Genomic DNA, 22965 nt, shown 5'->3' on the forward strand with positions numbered 1-22965 from the left:
CCCGACGAGGCACCGGCGCTTGGCCAGAAATCTTAGGGTCTTTATATACATGCAACATCATCATCCCGTCGAATTAAGCAGTGGCTTGCAATCGCAGCTCCTCTCCCACGAGAACGCCCTAGTCAGCTTGTCCGTTGACCTGGATGCCCAGCTGCGCTTTGCACCGGGGCTGCTGACCCTGACCGACCAACGCCTGCTGAGCCACCAGGACGGCACTTGGCAGGCCTGGCCGCTCACGCCCGGTCTGGCCTTGCGCCATTTTGACCACGCCGGTGTCGGCACGCTGGAGCTGCACGACACCCAGACCCGGCTGGCCCGCTGGCGCTACACCCTGGCTGCCGACCCGCAGGCGCAGCGCCTGGTCAAACTGTTTGACCAGCGCGCGGCCCCCCTGGAGCTGAGCCTGGACGAACCTGGCCAGTGCCCTACCTGCCACGCGCCCCTGCCACCCGACAGCGAAGAGTGCCCGGTCTGCCAGCGCGAGCTGCATACCCCGCCGTCCACTTGGGTGCTGTTGCGCCTGTGGCGCTTTGCCAAGCCGTACCGCAAGCAGTTGGCGGCCGGTTTTGCGCTGACCATGGCCTCGACTGCCGCGTCCATGATTCCGCCTTATTTGGCGATTCCGCTGATGGATGAAATCCTGATCCCGTTCCAGAACGGGCAGACTATCGAGCCGCATAAGGTGGTGGTCTACCTGGGTGGCCTGTTTGGTGCGGCGGTCTTGGGCTGGGGGCTGAACTGGGCCCGCACGTACATCCTGTCATTGGTGTCCGAGCGCATTGGGGCCGACCTGCGCACCACCACCTTCGACCACCTGCTGGAGCTGTCGCTAGACTATTTTGGCGGCAAGCGCACCGGCGACCTGATGTCCCGCATCGGCTCGGAAACCGACCGCATTTGCGTGTTTTTGTCGCTGCACGCGCTGGACTTTGCCACCGACGTGCTGATGATCTCCATGACGGCGGTGATTTTGTTCTACCAAAACCCGTTGTTGGCACTGGTGACCCTGATTCCGTTGCCCTTTATCGCCTGGATGATCCACACCGTGCGCGACCGTCTGCGCACTGGCTTCGAGAAGATCGACCGGGTCTGGTCCGAGGTCACCAATGTGCTGGCCGACACCATTCCCGGCATTCGCGTAGTAAAGGCTTTTGCGCAAGAAAAGCGCGAGGCTGAGCGCTTTCGCACTGCCAATCGGCACAACCTGGAAGCCAACGACCGGCTCAACAAGATCTGGTCGCTGTTTTCGCCCACCGTCTCGCTGCTGACCGAAATCGGCCTGCTGGTGGTCTGGGCGTTTGGTATCTGGTTGGTATCCAAACAGCAGATCACCGTGGGCGTGTTGACCGCCTTTGTGGCCTACATCGGCCGTTTCTACACCCGGCTGGACTCGATGAGCCGCATTGTGTCGGTGACGCAAAAGGCCGCCGCCGGTGCGAAGCGGATTTTTGACATCCTGGACCACGTGTCCAACGTACCCGAGCCCACCCAGCCCGTGCCGGTGCCCGTCAGCGCCAGTACCGGCGGCGTGCGCGGCCAGATCGAGATGAAGGGCATTGGTTTCCGCTATGGCAACCGCGCCGTCATCCGCGACCTGGACCTGGTGATCCGCCCTGGCGACATGATTGGCCTGGTGGGCCACAGCGGCTCGGGCAAGAGTACGCTGGTGAACCTGATCTGCCGTTTTTACGACGTGACCGACGGCTCCATCCAGGTGGACGGCACCGATATCCGCCGCTACGCCGTGGCCGATTACCGGCGCAACATCGGCCTGGTGCTGCAAGAGCCCTTTCTGTTCTTTGGCACCATCGCCGAGAACATCGCCTACGGCAAGCCCGATGCGACCCGCCGAGAAATCGTGGCCGCCGCCCGTGCCGCCCACGCACATGAGTTCATCCTGCGCCTGCCCCAGGGCTACGACTCGCTGGTAGGCGAGCGCGGCCAGGGCCTGTCGGGCGGTGAGCGCCAGCGCATCTCGATTGCCCGTGCGCTGCTGATCGATCCGCGTATTTTGATTTTGGATGAAGCCACTTCCTCGGTCGATACCGAAACCGAAAACGAAATCCAGAAGGCGTTGGACAACCTGGTACAGGGCCGCACCACCATCGCCATCGCCCACCGTTTGTCCACCCTGCGCAAGGCCGACCGCCTGGTGGTGATGGACCGGGGCCGCGTGGTCGAGGTCGGCCCGCACGAAGAGCTGATGGCCCGCGAGGGCGCCTACTGGCGGCTGTACCAGGCGCAACTACGCCGCACCGAGAGCGAAGACGAGGGCCTGAGCCTGTCGCGCCCCACCGAGCACTCAGCCCACCCCGCAGGAAACTAAGCATGACATCTACCCCTGATTTCTTGCTGGAACGCGATGCGTTCGGCCGCCTGGCCGTGGTTTTCACCACCGGCGAACGCCATGAAGGCGTGGTGCCGGTGCGCGCTTTCCCAATTGCTGCGCCGGACGAGGGCGTGTCCCTGGTCGGCACCGAGGGCCACGAACTGGTGTGGATTGACAGCCTCAGCGGCTTGCCCCCCGCCGTCCACAGCCTGCTGGTGGAGGAGCTGGCCGCTCGCGAATTTGTGCCCGAGATCCTGCGGGTCAAGGCCGTGTCTACCTTCTCCACGCCCAGCGTCTGGACGGTGGAAACCGACCGTGGCGACACCGACTTTGTGCTCAAAACCGAAGAAGACATCCGCCGCCTGGGCCGTACCGGCTTGCTGATTGCCGGTGGCGCAGGCGTGCAGTTCAGCGTGCGCGACATGACGGCGCTGGACCGGGGCTCGCGCAGGCTGTTGGAGCGATTTTTGTAAGTTGTCTATCCGGGCGTAAAGTTTTTTTAATATTTTTAGAAATAGGCCTAAATAACCCTGCATTTCTGCCGTTAACCAAAGTACGAGGTCTGAAAAAAGTATCCACAGACTCCCTTACCTGGTGAACACAATGCAAATCCCTCCTGTCGAACGTACCGTGAACTGGCCGCCCGCTGCGGCTGGCACGCGTTCTGGCGTAGGGTCTACGGCGACCCAGGGGCCAGATACACAGCCTGTAACCGCAGCCATCCAGGAAGAAACCACCAAGCTGGAGGCGGCTGCGACACCCACGCCGTCGGTCAAGCTCATCATTTCGACCACCCAAGAAGAAGTGGCCAAGCTGGAGGCCGCAGAGCAGGCCCGTACGGCTGTGCGGGCCGTGCCCAAGGGCGAGGCGGCGCAAGCCCAGGCGGTCAAAGCCGTGGGGGGCGTCGAGCCCAGCACACCGACGGCGGTAACCCAGGCCGTTAGCCAGAAGGTGGCGGCCACCGAAACGGGCGCCAAAGCTGGTAACGGCCTGCAAAACGAATCGCCTGAGACCGCAGCCAAAGCCGCCAAGCTGCTGGAAGCCGGTAAAGAACCTGGTCCGAACCAGCCGCTGAGCACCGAAAAAGACCCGTCCACCGACTGGACCACCACGCCTAAGGCGGTGGAAAAGAAGCCCGAGAATCCACCCCCTGAGCCGATCTCCAAGAAGCTGTTGGACTTTTTGCAGTTGCTGTGGCGGGCTGGTGGCAATGCCATCGATGTGGCGCATACCGCCAACCAGACCCTCAACCCCGACAAGTTGGCCGAGGGGCCGCTGACCTACGAAGACCCGTCTGCCGTCAAGAAAACGACGGGGGTTTAATCCAAAAAGCCGCTCCCAGAGCGGCTTTTTTTATAGGGCGGTTTGCGCGATCTGGTAGCGCGCAACGGCCCCTGCGGGTTGCGGCTCCAGCGTCCAGCGCTGGTTGTGGAAGGCTGCTACACCCGGGCGGTGTGCTATTGAAATAATAGCGCCTTGTGCAGATTCTACCTGGGCTAGAAGCCGTTTATATATCAAATTCTCGGCCACGGCATCCAGCGCGCTGGTGGCTTCGTCGGCAAAAATCCAGCGCGGCTTTTTCAGCAGCACCCGGGCGATCGCCAGCCGCTGCTGCTCGCCACCCGATAGTTTTTGGCCCCAGGCGGCTTCCTGGTCCAACTGGTCGGCCAGGTCGGGCAGCAGTGCGTCTACCAGGGCCTGGCGCAGGGCCTCGTCGGTGTAGCCGCTGGCGGCGGTGGGGTAGGCCAGGGCGCTGCGCAAGGTGCCGTCGGGGAAATAGGGGCGCTGGGGGATAAACATCGCGTCGGCTGGCAGGGCAATCTGCCCGCTGCTGAACGGCCAGATGGCGGCAAACGCGCGGAACAGCGTGGATTTTCCGCTGCCCGAAGGTCCGCTGAGCAAAATGTGGTCGCCAGGGCGGGCTTGCAGGTTGACACCGTTCAGTAGCACGCTGCCGTCCGGCAGGCGCAGCGTCAGGTTGCGGGCTTCCAGGGTGCTGCCTGCTACTGAATTAGTAGCTGCTTGCGAAGACTGCACCAGCGCTAGAGCCTGAATTTGTTCTTCAAACGAGGTCAGCCGGTCGGTGGTGGCGCGCCAGGTCGCCAGGCTGCTGTAGTTGTCGACAAACCAGCTCAGCGAGTCTTGCACCCGGCCAAACGCCGATGAGATCTGCATCAGCGTGCCCAATTGGATGGCACCGCTGAAAAACCGCGGTGCGGCCACGATGAACGGAAACACCACCGCTGCCTGGCCAAAGAAGCTGTTAAACCAGATCAGGCGCTTTTGGGCCTTCAGCAACTTCAGGTAGTTGACCAGCACGGCCCCAAAGCGCATGTTCAGGTGGGCGCGTTCGACCTTTTCGCCGTGGTCCAGTGCAATCGATTCGCTGTATTCGCGCACCCGCACCATGTGGTGCCGAAAATCGGCCTCGACGCGCTGCTGCTGGAAGTTCAGTTTGATCTGCGGACGGCCAATGTAGAAGGTGATGATGCTGCCCGCCAGGCAGTACAGCAGGGCCATCCAGACCATGAAGCCGGGCACAAAGTATTCGCTGCCGCCGAAGTGGAACGAAAAGTCGCCCGACAGTTTCCACAAAATCCCGACAAAGCTCACCAGGGTGACCACCGAATTCAGCACGCCCATGCACAGGCCAATGGTCAGGCCGGTGAACTGGTTCAGGTCTTCCTGGATACGCTGGTCGGGGTTGTCGGGCCCGGCCTCCGGGTTGGCCTTGGCGAAGCGGGCCAGCTCCATTTTGTAGAAGGCCTGGTTGGACAGCCAGCGCACCAGGTAGTGCGTGGTCATCCAGGCGCGCCAGCGCATTTCCAGCAGCTGGGTCAGGTAAAACTTGTACACCGCCAGCACGATCAGGGCAAAGGCGATGTAAGTAAAGCGCCCCAGCTGCTGCCAGAACACCGCCGAGTCCTTGTTTTGCAGCGCGTCGTAGAACACCTGGTTCCAGTTGTTCAGCAGCACCAGCAGGTAGACCCCCAACAGGTTCAGCGCCACGATGGAGGCCAGCAGGGCGCGGGCTTTCCATTTTTCTTCGGACTGGAAATACGGGATCGACAGCTTCCAGACTTGGGCGGTCTGGGCTTTCAGGTTGGCGAGGCGCATGGGGTCTTTATGGTGGAGAAGCAGGCGGATGGACCTGCACGCAGCGATTTAGTTCGCTGGATTGGAAACGCCGCTGCTCACGTGCCCGGCTGGCACGTGGCGGGCGGCGGAGTTGACGTGGCCGGTCTGGTCGTCGAAGAAGAAGTCGGGTTCGAATTCGCGCAGAAACTCGCCCTTGGGCAGGCCGCCGAGGAACATGGCCTCATCCACCGCGATGTGCCAGTCCATCAGCGTCAGGATGGCGCGCTCGTGCGCCGGGGCGCTGCGGGCGGTGACCAGGGCGGTGCGGATGCGCATGTGCGGGTTGTTGGCCTGTTGTAGCCGGTTCAGTGCCACCAGCAGCGGTTTGAACGGGCCGTCCGGCAGGGGCATGGTGGCTTTGTCGGTTTCATGACGCTGGAAGGCATCCAGCCCCTGGCTTTGGTAGACCCGCTCGGCCTCGTCGCTGAACAGCACGGCATCGCCGTCGAAGGCAATGCGCACTTCATCGGGGTAGTTGTGGCCCGCCTGGGTTGATTCGGTCAGCACCCGCGCCGCCGGAAAGCCCGCTGCCAGCGCATCGCGCACATCCTTCTCGTTGGCCGATAAAAACAGGTGCGCGCCCAGTGCGCGCAGGTAGCCGTAAGGCGATCGACCTTGGGTGAACACGCCCCGCTCCAGGTGCAGGCCCCCCGCCTTGCTGGAGCGGAAAATACGCATACCGCTGACCGGGTCATTGCGCGACAGAATCACCACTTCGACCCGCTTGATGCCGTCGTCGTTGAAGGCCAGCAGCTTCTTGACCAATGAAAACGCCACGCCCGGCTGCGCAGGCAGGTCCAGCCGGTCAAACTGCAGCTGCATGTAGGCCTTGTCGTCGCCCGCGTCGAAGAGGCGGTTTTCTTCTTCGAGGTTGAACAGGGCGCGCGAGGAAATCGCCACCACCAGTTTGTCGTCGAGGGAGATTGGCATGCTTACTTCGCGAATTGGTTCAATTGAATAATCGGCATCAGTACGGCCAACACGATCAGCATGACCACCAAGCCCATCGCCACGATCAAGAGCGGCTCCAGAATGGTTGCCAGGGCCATGGCGCGGCGTTGCACTTCGGTGCTGAGTTGCACGGCGGCGCGCTGCAGCATTACCGGCAACTGGCCGGTTTGCTCGCCCAACCGGGCAAACATGGCCAGCAGGCCGGGGAAGCGCTTCTTTTGCGCCAGTGCCGAGGCCAGCGGCGCGCCTTCGCGTACCAGCACCAGGGCGTCCAGCGCGTCGGCGCGCATGGCGGTGTTGTTCAGGGTTTCGGCCGCCGCCTGCAGGGCTTTCAAAATCGGTACGCCCGCCGAGGCCAGCATCGCCAGCGTGCCGGAAAACCGGGCCGCGTTGTAGCCCCGGGCCAGCGGGCCCAGCAGCGGCAGCTTCAGGAATGCGGCATCAATTTTTTGGCGAAACAAGGTGTTGGCGTAGGCAGTGCGTGCACTGATGGCTATCACAATAATAGCAATCAGCATGGCCCAGCCGTAGTTGCGCACCACGCCGCTGATGGCCAGCATGGCCACCGTCAAGAACGGCAGGGCGCGCTTGCTCCCGGCAAACACATTCGCCACCTGCGGCACCACATAGCCCACCAGAAACAGCACGATGGCAATCGCCACCAGTGTGACGATGGCAGGGTACAGAGCCGCGCCGATCAGCTTGGACTGCAACGCCTGGCGTTCTTCCAGGTCGTCGGCCAGGCGTTCCAGCACCAGGCCCAGGCTACCGCTTTGCTCGCCCGCGCCGATCACCGCCACAAAAATGGGCGAGAACTCGCGCGGATGCTGGCCCAGCGCCTTGGCAAAGCTTGCGCCCGCATTCACCTCGGCGCGCAGCGAGGCCAGCAGGTTGCGTTGGCGCTCGTCTTCGGCCTCGTCGGTCAGGGCGGTGAGGGCCCGCTCCAGCGGCAGGCCCGACGACACCAGCCCAGCCACTTGTCGGGTCCAGATGGCCAGGCCGGTGGAATTGAAAACGCGGCTTTCAAACAAGTTGGTGCGCAGGCCCTTGCCGCTTTGGCTGCCGCTAGCGTTCACCGGCTCCACTGCCAGCGGTACCAGCGCCTGCGCGCGCAGCAGGCCGCGCGCGGCCTTGGCCGTATCGGCCTCCATCACGCCTTTGCGGGTTTGGCCTTGGCTGTCGAGGGCTTCGAAGGAATAGGCGGGCATGGGGTTCAGTCTCGCGTCACACGCAGCAGCTCTTCACGCGAGGTGACCCCGGCCTGCACCAGGCGTTCGCCGTCTTCGCGCATCAGGGCCATGCCGGCGGTGCGGGCGGCGGCGCGGATGTCGGCCTCCGAGGCGCGGTTGTGGATTTGCGCCTGGATGGCATCGTTGGTGACCAGTAGCTCGAAGATGCCGGTGCGGCCTTGGTAGCCGGTCTGGTTGCATTTTTCGCAGTTTTTACCCAGGCAGACCGGGCACAGCTTGCGCACCAGGCGCTGGGCCAGCACGCCGAGCAGAGTGGAGCTGAGCAAAAACGGCTCCACGCCCATGTCGATGAGCCGGTTTACCGCGCTGGCGGCATCGTTGGTGTGCAGGGTGGCCAGCACCAAATGGCCGGTGAGCGAGGCCTGGATGGCGATCTGGGCAGTTTCGAAGTCGCGGATTTCGCCGATCATGATCACGTCCGGGTCTTGGCGCAGGATGGCGCGCAAGGCCTTGGCGAAGGTCAGGTCGATCTTGGCATTGACCTGGGTTTGGCCCACGCCGGGCAGCTCGTATTCGATCGGGTCTTCCACCGTCATGATGTTGCTGGTGCTGGCATCCAGGCGGCTCAGGGCGGCGTACAGGGTGGTGGTTTTGCCGGAGCCGGTAGGGCCGGTGACCAGAATGATGCCGTGCGGCTGGGCGATCAGCTGCTGCAGTTGGTCGAGTACATCGCCCTGCATGCCCACCGATTCCAGCGTCAGCTTGGCGCCGCTCTTGTCCAGCAGGCGCAGCACGGCACGCTCGCCATGGGCGCTGGGCAAGGTGCTGACGCGCACGTCTACGGCCCGGGTGCCGATGCGCAAGGAGATGCGGCCGTCCTGCGGCAGGCGTTTCTCAGAAATATCCAGGTCGGCCATGATCTTCAGACGCGAAATCAGGGCGGCGTGCAGGGCGCGATTCGGTTGCACCACTTCGCGCAGCGTGCCGTCCACCCGAAAGCGCACGCTGGAATGGCGCTCGTAGGGTTCGATGTGGATGTCGCTGGCCCCGTCGCGTGCAGCCTGGGTCAGCAGGGCGTTGAGCATGCGGATGATAGGCGCGTCGTCGCTCATTTCCAGCAAATCTTCGACCGCGGGCAGCTCCTGCATCATGCGCGACAGGTCCGCATCGCTTTCCACTTCGCTGACCACCGACGCGGCGCTGGATTCGCCCTGGGCGTAGGCGGCGCTGATGCGTTGTAGCAGGGCATCCAGGGCCAGAGTTTCGATCTGGCGTACGGGGTACTTGCGCATCACCTCGCTCAGGGCCGATGGGGCGCTGGCCGGGTGCAGCCACAGGGTGAAGTCGCCCAGGTTGTCCTCCAGCAGCATTTGCTGGGTGCGGGCGAAGGCGTAGGGCAGGGGGTGGCGCATGGTCAGGGCGGAATCAAGGGGCCGATGCCGTGGGCAGTGTGGTCAGCGGTCTGGGCACATTGGCTTTGCGCTCGGTGGTGGTGGGTAGCTCGGGCAGCTCGTTGGCCGAGGGCACGGCGGACAGCATGGGGTGCTGGGCGGGCTTCATGCCCTGCTGCTGCACCCGCATCATGTCGTAGCGGTCCGATGCCAGCGTGTCACTGGTATCTGCGTCACGGACCACGATGGGGCGCAAAAATACCATCAGGTTGGTCTTGGTGCGGCTGCGGCTTTCGCTTCTGAAGAAATTGCCCACATAGGGCAGGTCGCCCAGCAGCGGCACTTTTTCGACGTTGCCCGCGTAGGTGTCTTGCAGCAGACCGCCCAGCACCACGATGGAGCCGTCATCTACCAGCACATTGGACTCGAAGGAGCGCTTGTTGGTGGTAGGGCCGTTGCTGTTGTTCTTGGTGGAGGCATCCACGTTGGAGATTTCCTGGTAGATGGACATCTTTACCGTGCCGTTTTCGTTGATCTGCGGGCGCACACGCAGTGTCAGGCCCACGTCTTTGCGTTCGATGGTCTGGAACGGGTTGGCGGTGGTGGTAGAGCTGGTGCTGGTGTAGGTGCCGGTGACAAACGGCACGTTCTGGCCGACGACGATCTTGGCCTCTTCGTTGTCCAGGGTCAGCAGATTGGGGGTCGATAGCACGTTGCCGGTGCCAGTTTGGTCCATCAGCCGGGCCAGCGCACCCAGTACATAGGTGCCACCGATCTTGGTGGCCACGCCCAGGTTCAGGCCGTTGCTGAGCACGGTGCTGGTGCTGCCGGTGGCAATGCTGGTGGCCAGGGTGGCCAGATTGCTGCTGCCGGTGCCAAAGTTGGTACCCAGACCGACCTTGCCCAGCACGCCCTGCCACTGGATGCCGAACTCGGCGGCCTTGTCGCTGTTGACTTCGACGATCAGGCTTTCCACCAGCACCTGGGCGCGACGGCCATCGAGCTTGTCGATGACGGCGCGCAGCTGGCGGTACTGGGGCTCGGGCGCGGTGATGATCAGCGAATTGGTTGAGGGGTCGGCCTGGATCTGGCCGCCGGTGGACGGCTGGTTGCTGGTGGTGCCGCTGAGGGCCGCAGTGCTGGCCGTACTGGTGGCGCTGCTGCTCGAAGACATGTTGCTGGTGGTCGGGCTCAGCCCGCTGCCGGAGCTGGAGGTGCTGCTACTGCCCGAACTACCCGAACTGCTCCGGGCCTCGCCGCTCATGGCGGCGCGCAAGGTGGTGGCCAGCTTGGTGGCATCGGCGTTCTTCAGGTACACCACATAGATGTTGCCCGCGTCGCCGTTGCTACCGCTCATGGTGGGCTGGTCCAGCTTGGCAATCAGCGACTTGACCAGCGACACCCGGGCCGGATTCGCGGCACGCAAGATCACGGCATTGCTGCGCGGCTCGGCCAGCATGGTGGTTTTGAACGAGCTGTCGGTCTGCCCGGGAGCGGCGGCGGCCCCGCTGCTGCTGCCAGATTCGACCAGCTTGGTCAGCAGCGGCACCAGGTCCCCGGCAATGGCGTATTTGAGCGGGATGATCTCTACGTCGGTGGCGTTGGACACGTCCATCGCCGAGATGATGCGGCCAATGCGGCGCAGGTTGTCGGCGTAGTCGGTGATGACCAACGAGTTGTTGCCGGGGTTCAGGTTGATGGTGTTGTTGGGGCTGATCAGCGGGCGCAGCACGGGCACCAGGTTGGCGGCGTTTTCGTAGTTCAACTTGAAGATCTGGGTGACGATCTGGCTGCCTACAGCGGCGTTGTTCTCACCCAGCGTGACCGGGCCGGGCTGCAGCTTGGCATCGGCCTCGGGCACGATTTTGTCCAGCCCGGCAGATTCCACCACGGTAAACCCTTGCAGCCGCAAGGCCGACAAAAACTGGCTGTAGGCCACGGCGGGCGACACCGCGTGGTCGGTGCTCAGGGTCATGGTGCCCTTGACGCGCGGGTCCACCACCACGTTGCGCCCAGTGATCACGGCCATGGTGCGGGCCACGGACTCGATCTCGGCGTTGGCGAAGTTCAGCGTCACCGGCTCGCCGCGCTTGGGGGCTGCCGCCGCGGCCGGGGCTTGGGCCTGGGCATTTATAGAAAAAATGGCTGTACCGCAGGTACATAGTGCGCAAGCAGCTATTGAAACAATAGCGCGCGAAAAATGCTGAGAGGAAGACTGTTGCATACCGTTAGCCTACTTTGATGGTGGCGCGCGCGCCGTCGCGCCGCCCGATGATATTGAGAAGATTGGACAAGGCATCCACCCGGTCGGGTGCGGCGGTGGCCATGCCTTCAAAGTGCAGCCGTGCGCCCACCCACTGGCCGCTGCCGGTGAGCTGCAGGCTGCCGCCCAGGGTTTCGAGTTGGACGGTACTGGGGTTGCCGCCGGTCAGCGTCAGCCGGTAGCTGCCCATGGGTTTCAGGGTGGACAGGCGCGATGCCATGTCGATGGCTTCCAGCCGCGCTTGGCCCGCCAGCACCATGCGACCTGCGTTCCAGTCCAGCACCAGGGACTGGGTGCTCAGGGCCAGTGTGCCCTCGGGTTGCAGCGTATTCCAGGGCGCGCCCAGGCCCGCCAGAAGGGGCGCAGGCCAGTGCGATTGGCTGTCGGTCAGCGCCAGTTGCGCGCCGCCCCAGTGGGGCGTGGCGTGTACGTGCAGAGGCTGGGCCATGCAGCAGTCGGCCTGGAGCGCGGTGTGCAGCCCGTTCCAGGCGGGGCGGATCTGCCAGCGCAGGCGCTCGGGCAGGGCGGTACTGCCGGTACTGCCTTCGCCCCCGGCCAACACCAGTTGGGCCGAGCCGTTCCACACCGTGCCGCGCGGGTCGGCCAGTTGCACCCGGTCCTGGCTGGCCTGGGCCACACCTGTGGCCAGCCAGCGCGCCGGGGCGCACAGCAGCACGGCCAGGGCCAGGCCCAGCAGGCCGCCCGCCCAGGCCCAGCGCCAGGGGGTAGTTGCCACGGTCATGGCGGATTTGGTGGACGAGCGGCGCATCAGCGATTGCTGGGCAGGGTCAGCACCAGCGAGCCATCCCAGGTGGCGCTGGGTACGCCGCTGGTGGGGGCTGGGCCGCGCACCAGCCGGGCCTCGGTGGGCAGGGCGCGGGCATTGATGCGCACCTGGGCCAGCCAGTGGGCCAACGCGTCGGCCGGGGTGTTTTTCAGGCTGACGGTGACGCGTTCGCCGGTGACGTTGATCTGGCCGCTGCCGCCCAGTTCGGATTTGACGGCCAGCTCAACCGCCTTGAGGGCATCGTCAAAGCTGAGCTTGGGCTGGGCTTGCAGCGCCTGGGCTTCGGCCTGCAGGCTGCGCATGGTTTGCAGCTGCGCGTCCAGGCTGCGGTGCTGGGCATCGGCGGCACCCAGGGTGTGCAGGGCCGGGGCAATGGCCACCCACCACAGCAGGGCCACCACGACCAGGGTCAGCGCGGCCTGCACGCTGCGGCGCTCACGCGGGGCCAAAGTGTCCCAATGCGGGCGAATCGATGCAGGCAGCTTCATGGGGCGGCTCCGGTGGCCGGTTGCGGAATGGGTTGCAAGATGAACAGATTGCCTTCGGCCCGCACGCCGTAGCCTTGGGCACGCAGGCTTTCGGCGGTGGCCGTGTCGCTGCCGGTGGGCAGGCCTTTGAGCCGGGCTTCGCCGGGGGCAAAGTCCAGCGCGGTGGCGGCTTGTTGCGGTGGCAAGGCGGTACCCAGTACGCTGAGCATGGCCTCCAGGTCGCGGGCCGAGGTGGCCCCGGCGGTCTGGCGCAGCAGCGCCAGTTCCCGGGCCATTTGCACCGGGGCATCGACCACCACTTTCACGCCGGGGAAGGTCTGTGTCAGGATGGTGCGCAGGGCGACGCGCTTGGCTTGCAAGCTGTTGCTTTCCTTCCAGGCCCAGGCGTTCAGACCGACGATCTGGGCCAGCAGCAGCAGGGCCAGGCCCCAGCGGGCGGCCCGCCATTGCGGTGCCTGCAGCCAGACGGTAGCCTGTGCCGCCAGGCCTTTCCAGGCGCGGCTGCGGGTGGAGTTGCTCAGGTCGAACTGCGCCAGGTCCCAGCGCCCGCGGGCCGAATCCAGCCAGCGTTCAGAGGCCTGCTGCAAGGTCACGGGGCGCTGCGCCAGTTGTTCGGCCAGCCCGGCCACGGCGGGTTCGGCGACCAGGTCCACTGCCTCCGTGTGCATGGCCTGGGCCATGGCCAGCGTGGCGGTGTTCAGGGGTAGCAGGCTGACCCCGTGCAGGCTGGTGCTGAGCAGTTGGGGAAATTCGGGCGTGCCCAGCACCTGCAGGCGCAGGCTGTCGGGGGCGCATTCGGGCACGATGCGGGCCACCGGGCGCTTGGCGGCCTCCAGCACGGCCAGTGCGGCGCGCAGCCAAGCGCGGTTGCAGGCCGCTACCCACACCGGGCCGTCGGTGGGGGCATCGGGTTGCAGCGCAAAGTGCAGTTCAGTGGGTTCTTCCAGCAGGCGGTCTTCCAGCAGACCTTCGAGCACGGCGCGCAGCCGGGGCGAGTCGATGGCACCGCCCAAGGTGCCCTGTTTCAGGCTGCCTTTGGGCAGGGTGACCTGGTGCCACGACAAGGCCTGCGCAGGCACCACGGCCACCAGCTCGGCGCTACGCGGTAGTAGGGCGACGGGCGCGTGGTCGTGGCTGCCTGCGCTGCGTCCGTCAGAGGTGAGCACGTAGTCGAACATGCCGGTGGCAGGCTCTAGGGGAAGGAGGACGATCAGGGTGCTCATATGCGACGTAAAGGGTCGGCCATTGTATGTAGTGGCATGCAGACTTCAGGGGGCGGCTTGGCCGACAGGATCGGCGACCGCACGCTCGCGCTGGACGGTGGTCACCGTGCTGCCTTCGCGCCGTACCAGCGAGCGTTCCAGCACGGTGGTGGTGCCCATGCGCAGGCGGCCCAGCACTTCGAAATAGTTGGTCGCCACGCCGTGTTCGGTACTGTTGAAGACGATGGTGGGTTGGTTCAGGATGTCATTGGCATCGGCGGTGCTGCGAAAGTATTTGCTGGCCCGCGCGGCCACCAGTTTTTGGGCTTGGGCCATGCTCAGGTTGGGCACGCTGGCCACCAGCACCTGGGCGCTGGCGGTGTTGATGTTGACGGGGGTGGGTACCGGTAGCACGGTCACGTAGGGCTGCAGGGCTGCCACGGTGCCGGGCGACAGGCCCAGCCAGCCCAGTTGTGATGCATTTTTCGGCAGCAGGGGTACGGTGGCATCGGTGTTTCTGGCATTGCGGGTGTCCATCGCCAGTTGCAGTTCGGTGCTGAGGAGGGTGAGTTCCAGCGGCGGCAGGTTCAGCAGTTCAAACAGGCGGTGGAAGGCGGCCAGAGTGACCACAGAGATCTTGCTGTCCTGCACCAGGTTGGTGACGTTCAGGCGCGACTGCATGTCGGTGATCTGGCCGGACAAAAACGCGTCCACCTGTTCGTCGCTGTCGATGCCGCCGGTGTTGTTGCGGTCGGCGGCCAAAAAGGTGGACAGGCGGGATTCCTGCAGCGGTACGGCCCAGGGTTCGCCCAGGTAGTCGTTGGTGCCCGAGCGCCCGTCTTCGCGCAGGATCAGCCGTGCCCAATCGAGCGCGCCGGTCAGAATCCAGGTGGACTGCACGCGCTGGCGCTCTGCCGCTTCCACTTCCACGCTGCGCCACTGCTGCCACAGCGAGGCTGCGGCCAGGGTGGCGACCAGGGTGACGGTCAACATGGCCATCAACAGAGCGGCACCGCCTTGGCGATATTTGCTATTTAATTGAGAGCTACTTGCGTAAGTGAAATATCCGCTAGAGGCCGATTTTTTATATAAATAGACCATCAGGATTTGCCGCCACCTAACGTCGGCCGGATCCAGTCATGCGTGATCACCCCGGCCAGCGCTTGGCCGGGCGGCAGGGTCAGCACCAGGCGCACGCCGTCGGGGACGCTGGTGTCGGGGGCGGGTCCCACATTGGCCGGGGCGGGGGTCGTGGCGCTGCTGGACAGCGGGTTGCTCCAGGCCCCGTCGCGGTAGTAAAAAATGCGCCAGTCGGCCAGCGGGGTCAGCGCGACTTCGGCACGCTTGGACTCGTCGCTGGGGTTTTGCGCCCACAGTGCGGCGTTGCTCCAGGCCTGGGCCAGCTCGGCGCGGCTATGCACCTGGGGCGACTGCCAGCGCAGCCACTGGTCGGTGCCGTCCACCGTGCGGCGCGTCCAGGCCACCACCAGCGGGCCGGTGGCCTGCGGGTCGCTGCTGCGCCGGGTGAGGCGCAGGCCGCGCCCGTCCCAGTCGAGGGCGTTGGTCATGGGCTGCTCCAGCAGGGCGTCCAGGTCGGCCGTCCACTGGCCTAGCCCGGCCTGCAGGGTCAGCACCTCGTCGGCGCGCTGCTGGGTCTGGGTTTGCGCCCGGGTCATGCCGTCCAGCCCACGCCAGCTCAGCACCGCCAGCAGCGCCATCACCATCAGCGCCACCAGCAGCTCGACCAGGGTGAAACCTTTTTGGCGCTGCATCAGAACCGCCCGACGATGGTAGATAAACGCAGGATCGGGGCATTGCCATCAAACACCTGCGCATCGACGCGCCGAAAGCTCGGGTTGGGCGTGGGCAGCACGTTCAGGCGCACTTCGTAGACGTGGCCCGACTGTTCGCAGCTCTGGGTGCTGTCGCCCACGCTGGGCATCTGGGCCGATAGGCGCATGGCGATGAGCTGGTTTTCGGCGCACAGGTGGGCCAGCAGCACATCGGTTTGCCGGGTGGCGTTGGTGGTCAGTGCCTGGGTGGCCTGCAGCCCGGCGATCAGGGCAATCGACACGATGGCCAGGGCCACCAGTACTTCGATCAGGGTGAAACCTTGGGCCTTCATGGCGTGGCGGCTTGCACCGTTTGAACCGTAAAAGGCCGTGCGCCGTCGGTGGCGATGCGCAGGGCCTGGCTGGGCTGGCTGATGGACTGCAAAACGATTTCCTGGCGGCCAATCACCGGCTCGGGGCCGAGCAGCACGGGGGCGGTGTTGCGCGCCACGGTGTCGTTGCCCAGCCAATGGCTGGGCAGGGCACCGGAACCGCTACTGGGCAGGCCGTCAAAGGCAAAACCCTCGGGCGTAAGCCGCCAACGCACCGGCACACCGGTGGCACGCGATTGGGCACGGGCCGATTCGAACAGGGCGGCCAGCCGCGCTGCATCGCGCTCCAGCAGGGTCTGGCTGTTGTCGCGCAGAGCGAATGCGACCCCTGCGCTGGCGATGGCGATGATGGCCACGACGACCAACAGTTCTAGAAGGGTGAAGCCCTTCTGGCGGGCTTTCAACGGGCTACTGCCAACTGCCGATGTCGGCATTTTTACCTTCGCCACCGGGCTGGCCGTCGGCACCGAAGGACATCACGTCGATCTCGCCTTGCACGCCGGGGTTCAGGTACTGGTAGGGGCGGCTCCAGGGGTCGTTGGGTAGCTTCTCGACGTAGGGCTTCCAGTTCGGGGGGATAGGGTTGGTGCTGGGCTTGGTGACCAGGGCCTGCAGGCCTTGTTCGGCGGTGGGGTAGCGCTGGTTGTCCAGCTTGTAGAGCTTCAGGGCCTGGACCAGGTTGTTTACGTCGGTCTTGGCGGCGGTGGCGCGGGCGTCGTCGGCACGCTCCAGTACGTTGGGCACGATCAGCGCGGCCAGCACGCCGATGATGACCAGCACCACCATCAGTTCGATCAAGGTAAAACCGCGGTGCAGAAAACGGCGGGGGGAGAGTCGGTGGTGTGTCATGGGCAGCGATGATAATCAATCCATGTTACTCAACACATCCGACTCCGTTACATCGCGCTGGGCCCCTCGGCTGGTGACTTTTGTGGTCTGGGCTTTGGCGCTGGCCAGTGCGGCGTACTGGGGGCTGAAGTCCACCGCCGACGCCGCCGGTCCGCAGACGGCCGTGTCCACGCAAACCCGTGCACCCATCGACACGGCCGCCGTCGCCCGCGTGCTGGGTGCCGTGCCGCAGGGCATGGCTTCTGAACCCTTGGTCAATCCCTCTACCCGGTTTGTACTTTCCGGTGTGATTGCAGGCCGTGGCCACGGTGGCGCGGCCCTCATCGCGGTCGATGGCAAGCCGCCCAAGCCGTACCGGGTGGGGAACGTAGTGGACGGTGACCTGCTGTTGCAGTCGGTCGGCCCGCGCCGGGCCGAACTGGCTAACAGCCTGGAAGGTCGGGCAGCGTTCGCGCTGGAATTGCCCGTTCGAAAATAAGCCATTCGCCGTAGCCGGGCGCCGCGTGCGGCCACTGGTCGGCGCGGGCTATGCTGCGGATGCCCACTGCCAGCAGGCTGCAGGCCCGCGCCACCCCGGCGTGCGTAATCCACAGCGTGGGCCTTGTCCCCACGGCATCCCAGGCCGCCGCCACCCGCTGCATGAACATTTGCACCGATTCACCGCCGCCGGGCCGGTGCCGGGCGAAGTCGGCCGTCCAGGCCTCTAGTGCGGGCTGGCCGATGGCATCCCAGTGCTGGCCTTCCCAGTGGCCAAAATCCATCTCGCGCAGGCGGGGGTCAAAAATAGGGGTTAAATCAGGCCTTAGCGTAGATAGCGCCTGCGCTAGGTGCTCACATCTTTGTAGCGGCGAGCTGGCGACATAAATGCCCAGGGGCAGTGCGGCTGCCAGCGTGTGCGCCGCCGCCAGGGTGGCTGGCCCATCCGCCGCCACATCCAGCGCGCCGTAGCAAACGCCTGCCGCCACCCGCGGCTGGGCATGGCGGGCCAGCCACAGCGTCATGTGAACATCATGGGAGGGCTACCGCCGCACCCAGGTAGAACGCGATCTCGCAGATCTGCTGCGTGGCACCCAGGCAGTCGCCGGTAAAGCCCTGCAGCCGCCGCTGGAACATCCGCCCCATCCAGGCCAGTGCCACCCCACTGGCCAGTATGCCTGTTATTAAAAACGGAGCTGCTTGCGCGTATACAACAAGCGCTAGCGGCATAAAACACCATAAAAATGCAATACCCAGCGCGCTGCGGCTGATCTGGTCGGCCAGCGGCTTGCTTTTGGACGTGGCGGTGTCGCCCACGTGCGGCAGCAGGCGCACCAGCACCAGCGGGCAAAACCGCGACCACACATGCCCACCGACCAGCGCCGCCAGCAGGGCTGTGCCGCTGGTCGCGTCCAGCAGGGCCAGCAGGGCGATCTTGGCGGTCAGCGCCAATACCAGCGCCATCGCACCGTATGCGCCAACGCGCGAGTCCTTCATGATGTCCAGCGCGCGCTTTCTCTCCACACTGCCGCCCAGGCCATCGGCCACGTCGGCCAGGCCGTCTTCGTGGAAGCCGCCGGTGAGCAGCACGGTGGCAATGGTGCACAGCACCGCCGTCACCAGCGCGCTGCCCACCCGCCCGTGCAGCAGCGTACCGCTCACCGCCGCCACCGTGCAGGCCACCAGCGCCACCAGCCAGCCCACGCCGGGGAAGTGCGCCGCGCTGGCGCGCAGCATGGCCGGGCTGTAGCCCACCCAGGCCGCCAACCGCCCGGTCACCGGGATGCGGGTGAAGAACTGGACGGCGAGCAGGTAGTGGCGGATGCCGTTCACATCAGCTTTGCAGGAACAACCGGTAGACCGGGTTCAGGGTTTCTTCGATGCAGGGATAGTCCAGCGCGTCCAGGAACTTGGCAAAGGCCTTGTCGTCGGCTTTGGGCACCTGGATGCCAACCAGGATGCGGCCGTAGTCCGCGCCCTGGTTGCGGTAGTGGAACAGGCTGATGTTCCAGCCCGGGCGCAGCAGGGTCAGAAACTTCAGCAGCGCACCGGGCCGCTCGGGGAAGATGAAGCGCAGCAGGCGCTCGTCTTTGGCCAGGCTGGAGTGGCCGCCCACCATGTGGCGGATGTGCTCCTTGGCCAGTTCGTCGTGCGTCAGGTCCAGCGCCTGGAAGCCCTGCTTGCTGAAGTTGGCGGCAATCTTGGCCGACTCGCCCTTGGCCTGGGTGGTCAGGCCCACAAACACATGGGCCTTGGCCGCATCGTTGATACGGTAGCTGAACTCGGTCACATTGCGCGGGCCGCCGGGCAGCTCGGCAATCACGCCGCAAAACTTCTTGAAGCTGCCGCGCTCTTCAGGCACGGTGACGGCAAACAGGGCTTCGCGCTCCTCGCCCACCTCGGCCCGCTCGGCCACGAAGCGCAGGCGGTCGAAGTTCATGTTGGCACCGCACAGGATGGCCGCGTAGGTTTCGCCCTTGGTTTTGTGCGTGGCCACGTACTGCTTTACGGCTGCCACAGCCATCGCGCCCGAGGGCTCGACGATGCTGCGGGTATCGACAAACACGTCCTTGATGGCGGCGCACACGGCATCGGTGTCCACCGTGATGTAGCTATCCACCAGGCCGCGGGCTACGCGGAAGGTCTCTTCACCCACCAGCTTGACGGCGGTGCCATCGGCAAACAGGCCCACGTCGGCCAGGGTGACGCGCTTTTTAGCTTTGACGGACTGCAGCATTGCGTCCGAATCTTCGGTTTGCACGCCGATGACCTTGATCTCGGGCCGCACTGCCTTGATGTAGTTGGCTACGCCAGAGATCAAACCGCCGCCGCCGATGGCCACAAACACCGCGTCCAGCTTTTGTGAGCCCAGGCTTTGCAGCTGGCGCAGGATTTCCATGGCAATCGTGCCCTGGCCGGCGATCACGTCCGGGTCGTCAAAGGGGTGCACAAAGGTCAGGCCCTGCTTTTTTTGCAGCTGCAGCGAGTGGTTGTAGGCATCGGTGTAGCTATCGCCAAACAGCACCACTTCGCCGCCCAGTGCCGCCACGGCATCCACTTTGAGCTGCGGCGTGGTGGTGGGCATCACGATGACTGCGCGGGCCCCCAGCTTGCGGGCGCTCATGGCCACACCCTGGGCGTGGTTGCCAGCCGAGGCGCAAATCACGCCTTTCTTGAGCTGCGCAGGGGTCAGGTGCGCCATCTTGTTGTACGCGCCGCGCAGCTTGAAGCTGAACACCGGCTGCGTGTCTTCGCGCTTGAGCAGCACGGTGTTGTTCAGCCGCAGGCTGAGATTGCGGGCGGGTTCCAGCGCGGTTTCAATCGCCACGTCGTAGACGCGGGCGGTCAGAATCTTCTTCAGATAGTCGGCGGGGGTGAGCGGCTTGGGGGCTTTTACGGCCTTGGCGGGTGCGGTGGTCATGGGTTCTCCTGGGCCTTGGATGATAAGGGGCAGCCCGCCGGGCATAAAAAAAGCCCCGAGTCGTGAAACTCGGGGCTTAAATCCACTTTTTCAGAGGGTGGAGGAGACAACTGGGGTAACAAAGTAGTTTTGTTACGATGGTTTTATTGTAGTCGTTTTCCCTTAGTGATGTTGCGATGCAGCATGTTGTGTGGCGAAAAGCGTGAACAAGTTGGCATCGCGGGCAGAATCGGCCCTTTTCTTCCGTAATTTTGTTAAAGAAAGACAGCAGCATGGAATGCACAGTGAGTTGGACCGGCGCAGCGGGCACCCGTTCGGGTATGGGTTTTGTGGCCGAAACCGGTAGCGGCCACACCTTGGCCATGGACGGCGCGCCCGATGCGGTCAAGCCAGAGAATGGCGGTCAGAACCTAGCCCCGCGTCCGATGGAAACCCTGCTGGCGGGCACCGGCGGCTGCACGGCCTACGACGTGGTGCTGATCTTGAAACGTGGCCGCCACGATGTGCGCGGCTGCTCGGTCAAGCTGGTGTCCGAACGCGCCGAGGTCGATCCCAAGGTGTTCACCAAGATCAACATGCATTTCACCGTGACCGGCAAAGGCATTCCCGCCGTGGCGGTAGAGCGTGCCATCGCCATGAGCCACGACAAATACTGCTCCGCCACCATCATGCTGGGCAAGACGGCTGAGATCACCACCAGTTTTGACCTGGTCGAAGCAGCTTAAATTCGGTGCGCCACGGTGGTCATCACCTTGGCGGCCAGGGTCATCAGGGTTTTGACGGGCGCGGGCAGGTCCAGCGCGCCAGCCAGCGCGGCCTGTTGCGCATGGCGCTCTTCGTCGTCTTTCATTTGCACCACGATGGCCCGTGAGGCGTGGTCGTCGGAGGGCAGGTCCTCCAGGTGGCTTTGCAGGTGCGCGGCGACCTGGTTTTCGGTTTCCACCACAAAACCCAGGCTCCAGCGGTCACCGCCGAATTGACCGGCAACCAGCCCCAGGCCAAAGGCCCCTGCGTACCACAGGGGATTCAATACGCTGGGATGGGCACCCAATTCGTCCAGCCGCTGGCGCGTCCAGGCCAGGTGGTCGGTTTCTTCGGCGGCCGCGTGCAGGAAATGGCTGCGCAGCGCGGGGCTTTTGGTGACCAGCGCCTGCGCGGTGTACAGGGCTTGGGCGCACACTTCACCGACATGGTTGACACGCATCAGCGCACCGGCATGGGCTTTGTCGGCCGGACTGAGTTCGGTCGCGCGCTCGGGCACTGTCGGGCAACTGCGGCTGGCGTGCGGCTGGGTGAAAACCGTGCGCAGTGCGGTATCGGCCGCGCGGCAGAGCTGGTCGAGGGTGGGGAGGCGGGGCAAGGACATGCGTGGGCTGGATGAGGACATCCGCTCACTGTAAAGCAAGCCCGCCTGCGTGTAGTTGCCCAAAAAAAAGTCCTCCACAGGGGAGGACTTTTTATCAGAGGCCGTTCAGGCCGCCCGGTCAGAAGCGGTGGCGAATGCCGAACGCCACGTTGGTCGAATCGGTACCTGCAGTGGCTGTCACACCACCCAGGAAACCGTTACCACCGGGAGCCAGTTGCGAACTATTTTTATTATTGAAACGTGTCAGCACGGCGTTCAGGTCGGTCCGCTTGGACAGCGCATAGCTGTAAGCAACACCGTACGAGTCCCGGTCTGCATTGGACGCGGTTTTGTCGTTCATGGTGTTGTAGGCCACAGTGACGGTGTTGGCACCCATGGTCATGCGGTAGCCGATGTGAGCCAAGGTGGCGTTTTGCTTCAATGCAGTGGTGAAGGCGTTTTGTACCAATACACCTGCGCCGCCACCGACCAAGGCTGCAATGCCCGACACGCCTGCTGGATTGTCGTCTTTGATGGTGGCAAACATGGTGCTCAAAGTACCTGGGCCAATATCAACCGATGCACCCAAAATGCCATTCGTCAACGATTTTTGGCCTACTTCGTTATTCTGTGTGTTGTATCCGCCACCGACCGAGAAGCCCGCGCCTTTGTACACCACCATCGTGCCCAGCAAGCGGTTGGCCGAGTTATTGCCTGCCACTTCGCCCATGGCGTACATGACGGTGGCGGTAATGCCATTGGTCTGGATGGCGTACTGCAAGGCGTTGCTGGTGCGGATCGTGAAGGAAACCGGCACCGACACCAACTGGCCCAGCGCCAGACTGGATTCAGTATGCATGGAGTCAAAAGTAGCGGATGCCAGATAGCCAGGTGTGTACTGGCGGCCTGCCGTGATGGCACCTACTGGGGTAATAAGTCCGACGTAGGCCTGGCGGTCAAACAAATTCTTATCAATATGGTTGACGCCAAGCTGCGCGCCCAGGCTGCCTGCGACGGCCGTCACTGCGGGTTGAAATACTGCGGGCAGGCCCATGAGGGTGGCTGTATTCAGGCGATCAGGCACTTGTGAGCCTGAGGCGGGGCGGTTACTTACCGAACCCGTATCCAGTTCGACCCGGCTTTCCAATGTGAAGATGGCCTTGTATCCGCCGCCCAGCTCTTCATTGCCTTTGAGGCCCCAGCGCGAACCTTCCATGATGCCGCTGGCCAATTGGGTGACGGAACCTTGTTTCAGGCCTGTAACGTGGTTGAACCCTACATCGGCGATACCGTAAAGCGTTACGCTGCTGGCCGCAGGGGTTTCCTGTGCCATGGCTGCCGTGGCCATACAGCCCAGTGCGGCTGCAGAAACCAAAGTCATCTTCTTCATAGTTGCTCCAAAGTTATTCTCAAAATTACGCCGTTAAGCTGCTGATTCCCCAGCTGACCTCGGTTGCTTACCAAGCTGCGT

General features: G+C 64.2%; 23 protein-coding genes. 5 read left to right on the top strand and 18 right to left on the bottom strand.

Features of this window, described 5'->3' with window-relative positions:
* Positions 1-49 precede the first annotated feature (49 nt).
* The 3 genes from Q0T48_RS05735 to Q0T48_RS05745 all read left to right on the top strand — a co-directional run bounded on the left by Q0T48_RS05735 (position 50) and on the right by Q0T48_RS05745 (position 3652).
* Complete coding sequence (locus tag Q0T48_RS05735; protein WP_295953658.1) at positions 50-2326, top strand: ABC transporter ATP-binding protein; 2277 nt, start codon at positions 50-52, stop codon at positions 2324-2326.
* A 2-nt stretch (positions 2327-2328) separates the two neighbouring features.
* Positions 2329-2802 (top strand): DUF1854 domain-containing protein, encoded by a 474-nt coding sequence (locus tag Q0T48_RS05740; RefSeq protein WP_295953661.1) that lies wholly within the window; start codon positions 2329-2331, stop codon positions 2800-2802.
* A gap of 130 nt (positions 2803-2932) precedes the next feature.
* Complete coding sequence (locus Q0T48_RS05745) at positions 2933-3652, top strand: hypothetical protein (protein WP_295953664.1); 720 nt, start codon at positions 2933-2935, stop codon at positions 3650-3652.
* 30 nt (positions 3653-3682) lie between these two features.
* Here Q0T48_RS05745 and Q0T48_RS05750 read toward each other — a convergent pair whose 3' ends face one another.
* Genes Q0T48_RS05750 through gspG form a run of 13 tightly spaced genes read right to left on the bottom strand, consistent with a single transcriptional unit; the run spans position 3683 to position 16752 of the window.
* The gene (locus tag Q0T48_RS05750; RefSeq protein ID WP_295953667.1) at positions 3683-5446 is read right to left on the bottom strand and encodes an ABC transporter ATP-binding protein/permease; all 1764 of its coding nucleotides are present in this window, start codon (positions 5444-5446) and stop codon (positions 3683-3685) included.
* A 48-nt stretch (positions 5447-5494) separates the two neighbouring features.
* Positions 5495-6397, bottom strand: a complete 903-nt coding sequence (locus tag Q0T48_RS05755) for a 5'-nucleotidase (protein ID WP_295953669.1) — start codon at positions 6395-6397, stop codon at positions 5495-5497.
* Positions 6398-6399: 2 nt separating this feature from the next.
* Positions 6400-7626 (bottom strand): type II secretion system inner membrane protein GspF, encoded by a 1227-nt coding sequence (gene gspF, locus Q0T48_RS05760; protein ID WP_295953672.1) that lies wholly within the window; start codon positions 7624-7626, stop codon positions 6400-6402.
* A 5-nt stretch (positions 7627-7631) separates the two neighbouring features.
* A complete protein-coding gene (locus Q0T48_RS05765; protein ID WP_295953675.1) occupies positions 7632-9020 on the bottom strand; it encodes an ATPase, T2SS/T4P/T4SS family in 1389 nt (462 codons plus the stop codon).
* A 13-nt stretch (positions 9021-9033) separates the two neighbouring features.
* Complete coding sequence (gene gspD / locus Q0T48_RS05770) at positions 9034-11223, bottom strand: type II secretion system secretin GspD (RefSeq protein ID WP_295953677.1); 2190 nt, start codon at positions 11221-11223, stop codon at positions 9034-9036.
* A 4-nt stretch (positions 11224-11227) separates the two neighbouring features.
* Entirely contained in the window at positions 11228-12031 is an 804-nt protein-coding gene (gene gspN, locus Q0T48_RS05775; protein WP_295953680.1) for a type II secretion system protein N, read from the bottom strand.
* Complete coding sequence (gene gspM, locus Q0T48_RS05780; RefSeq protein WP_295953683.1) at positions 12031-12537, bottom strand: type II secretion system protein GspM; 507 nt, start codon at positions 12535-12537, stop codon at positions 12031-12033. Before gspM ends, gspN begins: the two co-directional genes overlap by 1 nt.
* Complete coding sequence (gspL, locus tag Q0T48_RS05785; RefSeq protein WP_295953685.1) at positions 12534-13760, bottom strand: type II secretion system protein GspL; 1227 nt, start codon at positions 13758-13760, stop codon at positions 12534-12536. Before gspL ends, gspM begins: the two co-directional genes overlap by 4 nt.
* Positions 13761-13805: 45 nt before the next feature.
* Positions 13806-14840: a type II secretion system minor pseudopilin GspK gene (gspK, locus tag Q0T48_RS05790; RefSeq protein WP_295953688.1), complete on the bottom strand. Its 1035-nt coding sequence runs from the start codon at positions 14838-14840 to the stop codon at positions 13806-13808.
* On the bottom strand, positions 14840-15511 hold the full coding sequence (locus Q0T48_RS05795; protein ID WP_295953691.1) for a prepilin-type N-terminal cleavage/methylation domain-containing protein: 672 nt from the start codon (positions 15509-15511) through the stop codon (positions 14840-14842). Before Q0T48_RS05795 ends, gspK begins: the two co-directional genes overlap by 1 nt.
* Positions 15511-15864, bottom strand: a complete 354-nt coding sequence (gene gspI, locus Q0T48_RS05800; RefSeq protein ID WP_295953694.1) for a type II secretion system minor pseudopilin GspI — start codon at positions 15862-15864, stop codon at positions 15511-15513. The genes Q0T48_RS05795 and gspI overlap by 1 nt, the downstream gene beginning before the upstream one ends.
* On the bottom strand, positions 15861-16337 hold the full coding sequence (locus tag Q0T48_RS05805) for a prepilin-type N-terminal cleavage/methylation domain-containing protein (RefSeq protein WP_295953697.1): 477 nt from the start codon (positions 16335-16337) through the stop codon (positions 15861-15863). The genes gspI and Q0T48_RS05805 overlap by 4 nt, the downstream gene beginning before the upstream one ends.
* A complete protein-coding gene (gene gspG, locus Q0T48_RS05810) occupies positions 16312-16752 on the bottom strand; it encodes a type II secretion system major pseudopilin GspG (protein WP_295953699.1) in 441 nt (146 codons plus the stop codon). The genes Q0T48_RS05805 and gspG overlap by 26 nt, the downstream gene beginning before the upstream one ends.
* A 22-nt stretch (positions 16753-16774) precedes the next feature.
* Here gspG and Q0T48_RS05815 point away from each other — a divergent pair, with 22 nt between their 5' ends.
* Positions 16775-17230, top strand: a complete 456-nt coding sequence (locus Q0T48_RS05815) for a type II secretion system protein N (protein ID WP_295953702.1) — start codon at positions 16775-16777, stop codon at positions 17228-17230.
* Here Q0T48_RS05815 and Q0T48_RS05820 read toward each other — a convergent pair.
* The 3 genes from Q0T48_RS05820 to ilvA are packed head-to-tail and all read right to left on the bottom strand — an operon-like array spanning position 17175 to position 20149.
* On the bottom strand, positions 17175-17753 hold the full coding sequence (locus tag Q0T48_RS05820; protein WP_295953705.1) for a histidine phosphatase family protein: 579 nt from the start codon (positions 17751-17753) through the stop codon (positions 17175-17177). The two genes, Q0T48_RS05815 and Q0T48_RS05820, sit on opposite strands and share 56 nt — an antisense overlap.
* Before the next feature lie 7 nt (positions 17754-17760).
* A complete protein-coding gene (locus Q0T48_RS05825; protein WP_295953708.1) occupies positions 17761-18561 on the bottom strand; it encodes an adenosylcobinamide-GDP ribazoletransferase in 801 nt (266 codons plus the stop codon).
* Position 18562: 1 nt separating this feature from the next.
* Complete coding sequence (ilvA, locus tag Q0T48_RS05830) at positions 18563-20149, bottom strand: threonine ammonia-lyase, biosynthetic (protein WP_295953710.1); 1587 nt, start codon at positions 20147-20149, stop codon at positions 18563-18565.
* Between the two features lie 272 nt (positions 20150-20421).
* On the opposite strand from ilvA, the gene Q0T48_RS05835 reads away from it, so the two are divergent.
* Positions 20422-20874, top strand: coding sequence for an OsmC family protein (locus Q0T48_RS05835; protein ID WP_295953714.1), 453 nt, complete (start codon positions 20422-20424; stop codon positions 20872-20874).
* On the opposite strand, the gene coq7 is transcribed toward Q0T48_RS05835, so the two are convergent.
* Positions 20871-21515: a 2-polyprenyl-3-methyl-6-methoxy-1,4-benzoquinone monooxygenase gene (gene coq7 / locus Q0T48_RS05840; RefSeq protein ID WP_295953717.1), complete on the bottom strand. Its 645-nt coding sequence runs from the start codon at positions 21513-21515 to the stop codon at positions 20871-20873. The two genes, Q0T48_RS05835 and coq7, sit on opposite strands and share 4 nt — an antisense overlap.
* A 118-nt stretch (positions 21516-21633) precedes the next feature.
* The gene (locus Q0T48_RS05845) at positions 21634-22884 is read right to left on the bottom strand and encodes a porin (protein WP_295953720.1); all 1251 of its coding nucleotides are present in this window, start codon (positions 22882-22884) and stop codon (positions 21634-21636) included.
* Between the last annotated feature and the right edge of the window lie 81 nt (positions 22885-22965).

Source organism: Rhodoferax sp., from assembly GCF_025354435.1.
In the GTDB taxonomy this organism is placed as follows: domain Bacteria; phylum Pseudomonadota; class Gammaproteobacteria; order Burkholderiales; family Burkholderiaceae_C; genus Rhodoferax_B.

Bases quoted from the DNA above. Each gene is read 5' to 3' on its own strand.
- gspN (WP_295953680.1), bottom strand. From the start codon at position 12,031: ATGCGCCGCTCGTCCACCAAATCCGCCATGACCGTGGCAACTACCCCC.
- Q0T48_RS05835 (WP_295953714.1), top strand. From the start codon at position 20,422: ATGGAATGCACAGTGAGTTGGACCGGCGCAGCGGGCACCCGTTCGGGT.
- ilvA (WP_295953710.1), bottom strand. From the start codon at position 20,149: ATGACCACCGCACCCGCCAAGGCCGTAAAAGCCCCCAAGCCGCTCACC.
- Q0T48_RS05735 (WP_295953658.1), top strand. From the start codon at position 50: ATGCAACATCATCATCCCGTCGAATTAAGCAGTGGCTTGCAATCGCAG.
- gspG (WP_295953699.1), bottom strand. From the start codon at position 16,752: ATGACACACCACCGACTCTCCCCCCGCCGTTTTCTGCACCGCGGTTTT.
- Q0T48_RS05765 (WP_295953675.1), bottom strand. From the start codon at position 9,020: ATGCGCCACCCCCTGCCCTACGCCTTCGCCCGCACCCAGCAAATGCTG.
- Q0T48_RS05740 (WP_295953661.1), top strand. From the start codon at position 2,329: ATGACATCTACCCCTGATTTCTTGCTGGAACGCGATGCGTTCGGCCGC.
- Q0T48_RS05755 (WP_295953669.1), bottom strand. From the start codon at position 6,397: ATGCCAATCTCCCTCGACGACAAACTGGTGGTGGCGATTTCCTCGCGC.
- Q0T48_RS05805 (WP_295953697.1), bottom strand. From the start codon at position 16,337: ATGCCGACATCGGCAGTTGGCAGTAGCCCGTTGAAAGCCCGCCAGAAG.
- gspD (WP_295953677.1), bottom strand. From the start codon at position 11,223: ATGCAACAGTCTTCCTCTCAGCATTTTTCGCGCGCTATTGTTTCAATA.
- gspM (WP_295953683.1), bottom strand. From the start codon at position 12,537: ATGAAGCTGCCTGCATCGATTCGCCCGCATTGGGACACTTTGGCCCCG.
- Q0T48_RS05845 (WP_295953720.1), bottom strand. From the start codon at position 22,884: ATGAAGAAGATGACTTTGGTTTCTGCAGCCGCACTGGGCTGTATGGCC.
- gspF (WP_295953672.1), bottom strand. From the start codon at position 7,626: ATGCCCGCCTATTCCTTCGAAGCCCTCGACAGCCAAGGCCAAACCCGC.
- Q0T48_RS05745 (WP_295953664.1), top strand. From the start codon at position 2,933: ATGCAAATCCCTCCTGTCGAACGTACCGTGAACTGGCCGCCCGCTGCG.
- gspI (WP_295953694.1), bottom strand. From the start codon at position 15,864: ATGAAGGCCCAAGGTTTCACCCTGATCGAAGTACTGGTGGCCCTGGCC.
- gspL (WP_295953685.1), bottom strand. From the start codon at position 13,760: ATGAGCACCCTGATCGTCCTCCTTCCCCTAGAGCCTGCCACCGGCATG.
- Q0T48_RS05820 (WP_295953705.1), bottom strand. From the start codon at position 17,753: ATGACGCTGTGGCTGGCCCGCCATGCCCAGCCGCGGGTGGCGGCAGGC.
- coq7 (WP_295953717.1), bottom strand. From the start codon at position 21,515: ATGTCCTTGCCCCGCCTCCCCACCCTCGACCAGCTCTGCCGCGCGGCC.
- Q0T48_RS05795 (WP_295953691.1), bottom strand. From the start codon at position 15,511: ATGCAGCGCCAAAAAGGTTTCACCCTGGTCGAGCTGCTGGTGGCGCTG.
- Q0T48_RS05750 (WP_295953667.1), bottom strand. From the start codon at position 5,446: ATGCGCCTCGCCAACCTGAAAGCCCAGACCGCCCAAGTCTGGAAGCTG.
- Q0T48_RS05815 (WP_295953702.1), top strand. From the start codon at position 16,775: ATGTTACTCAACACATCCGACTCCGTTACATCGCGCTGGGCCCCTCGG.
- gspK (WP_295953688.1), bottom strand. From the start codon at position 14,840: ATGGTCTATTTATATAAAAAATCGGCCTCTAGCGGATATTTCACTTAC.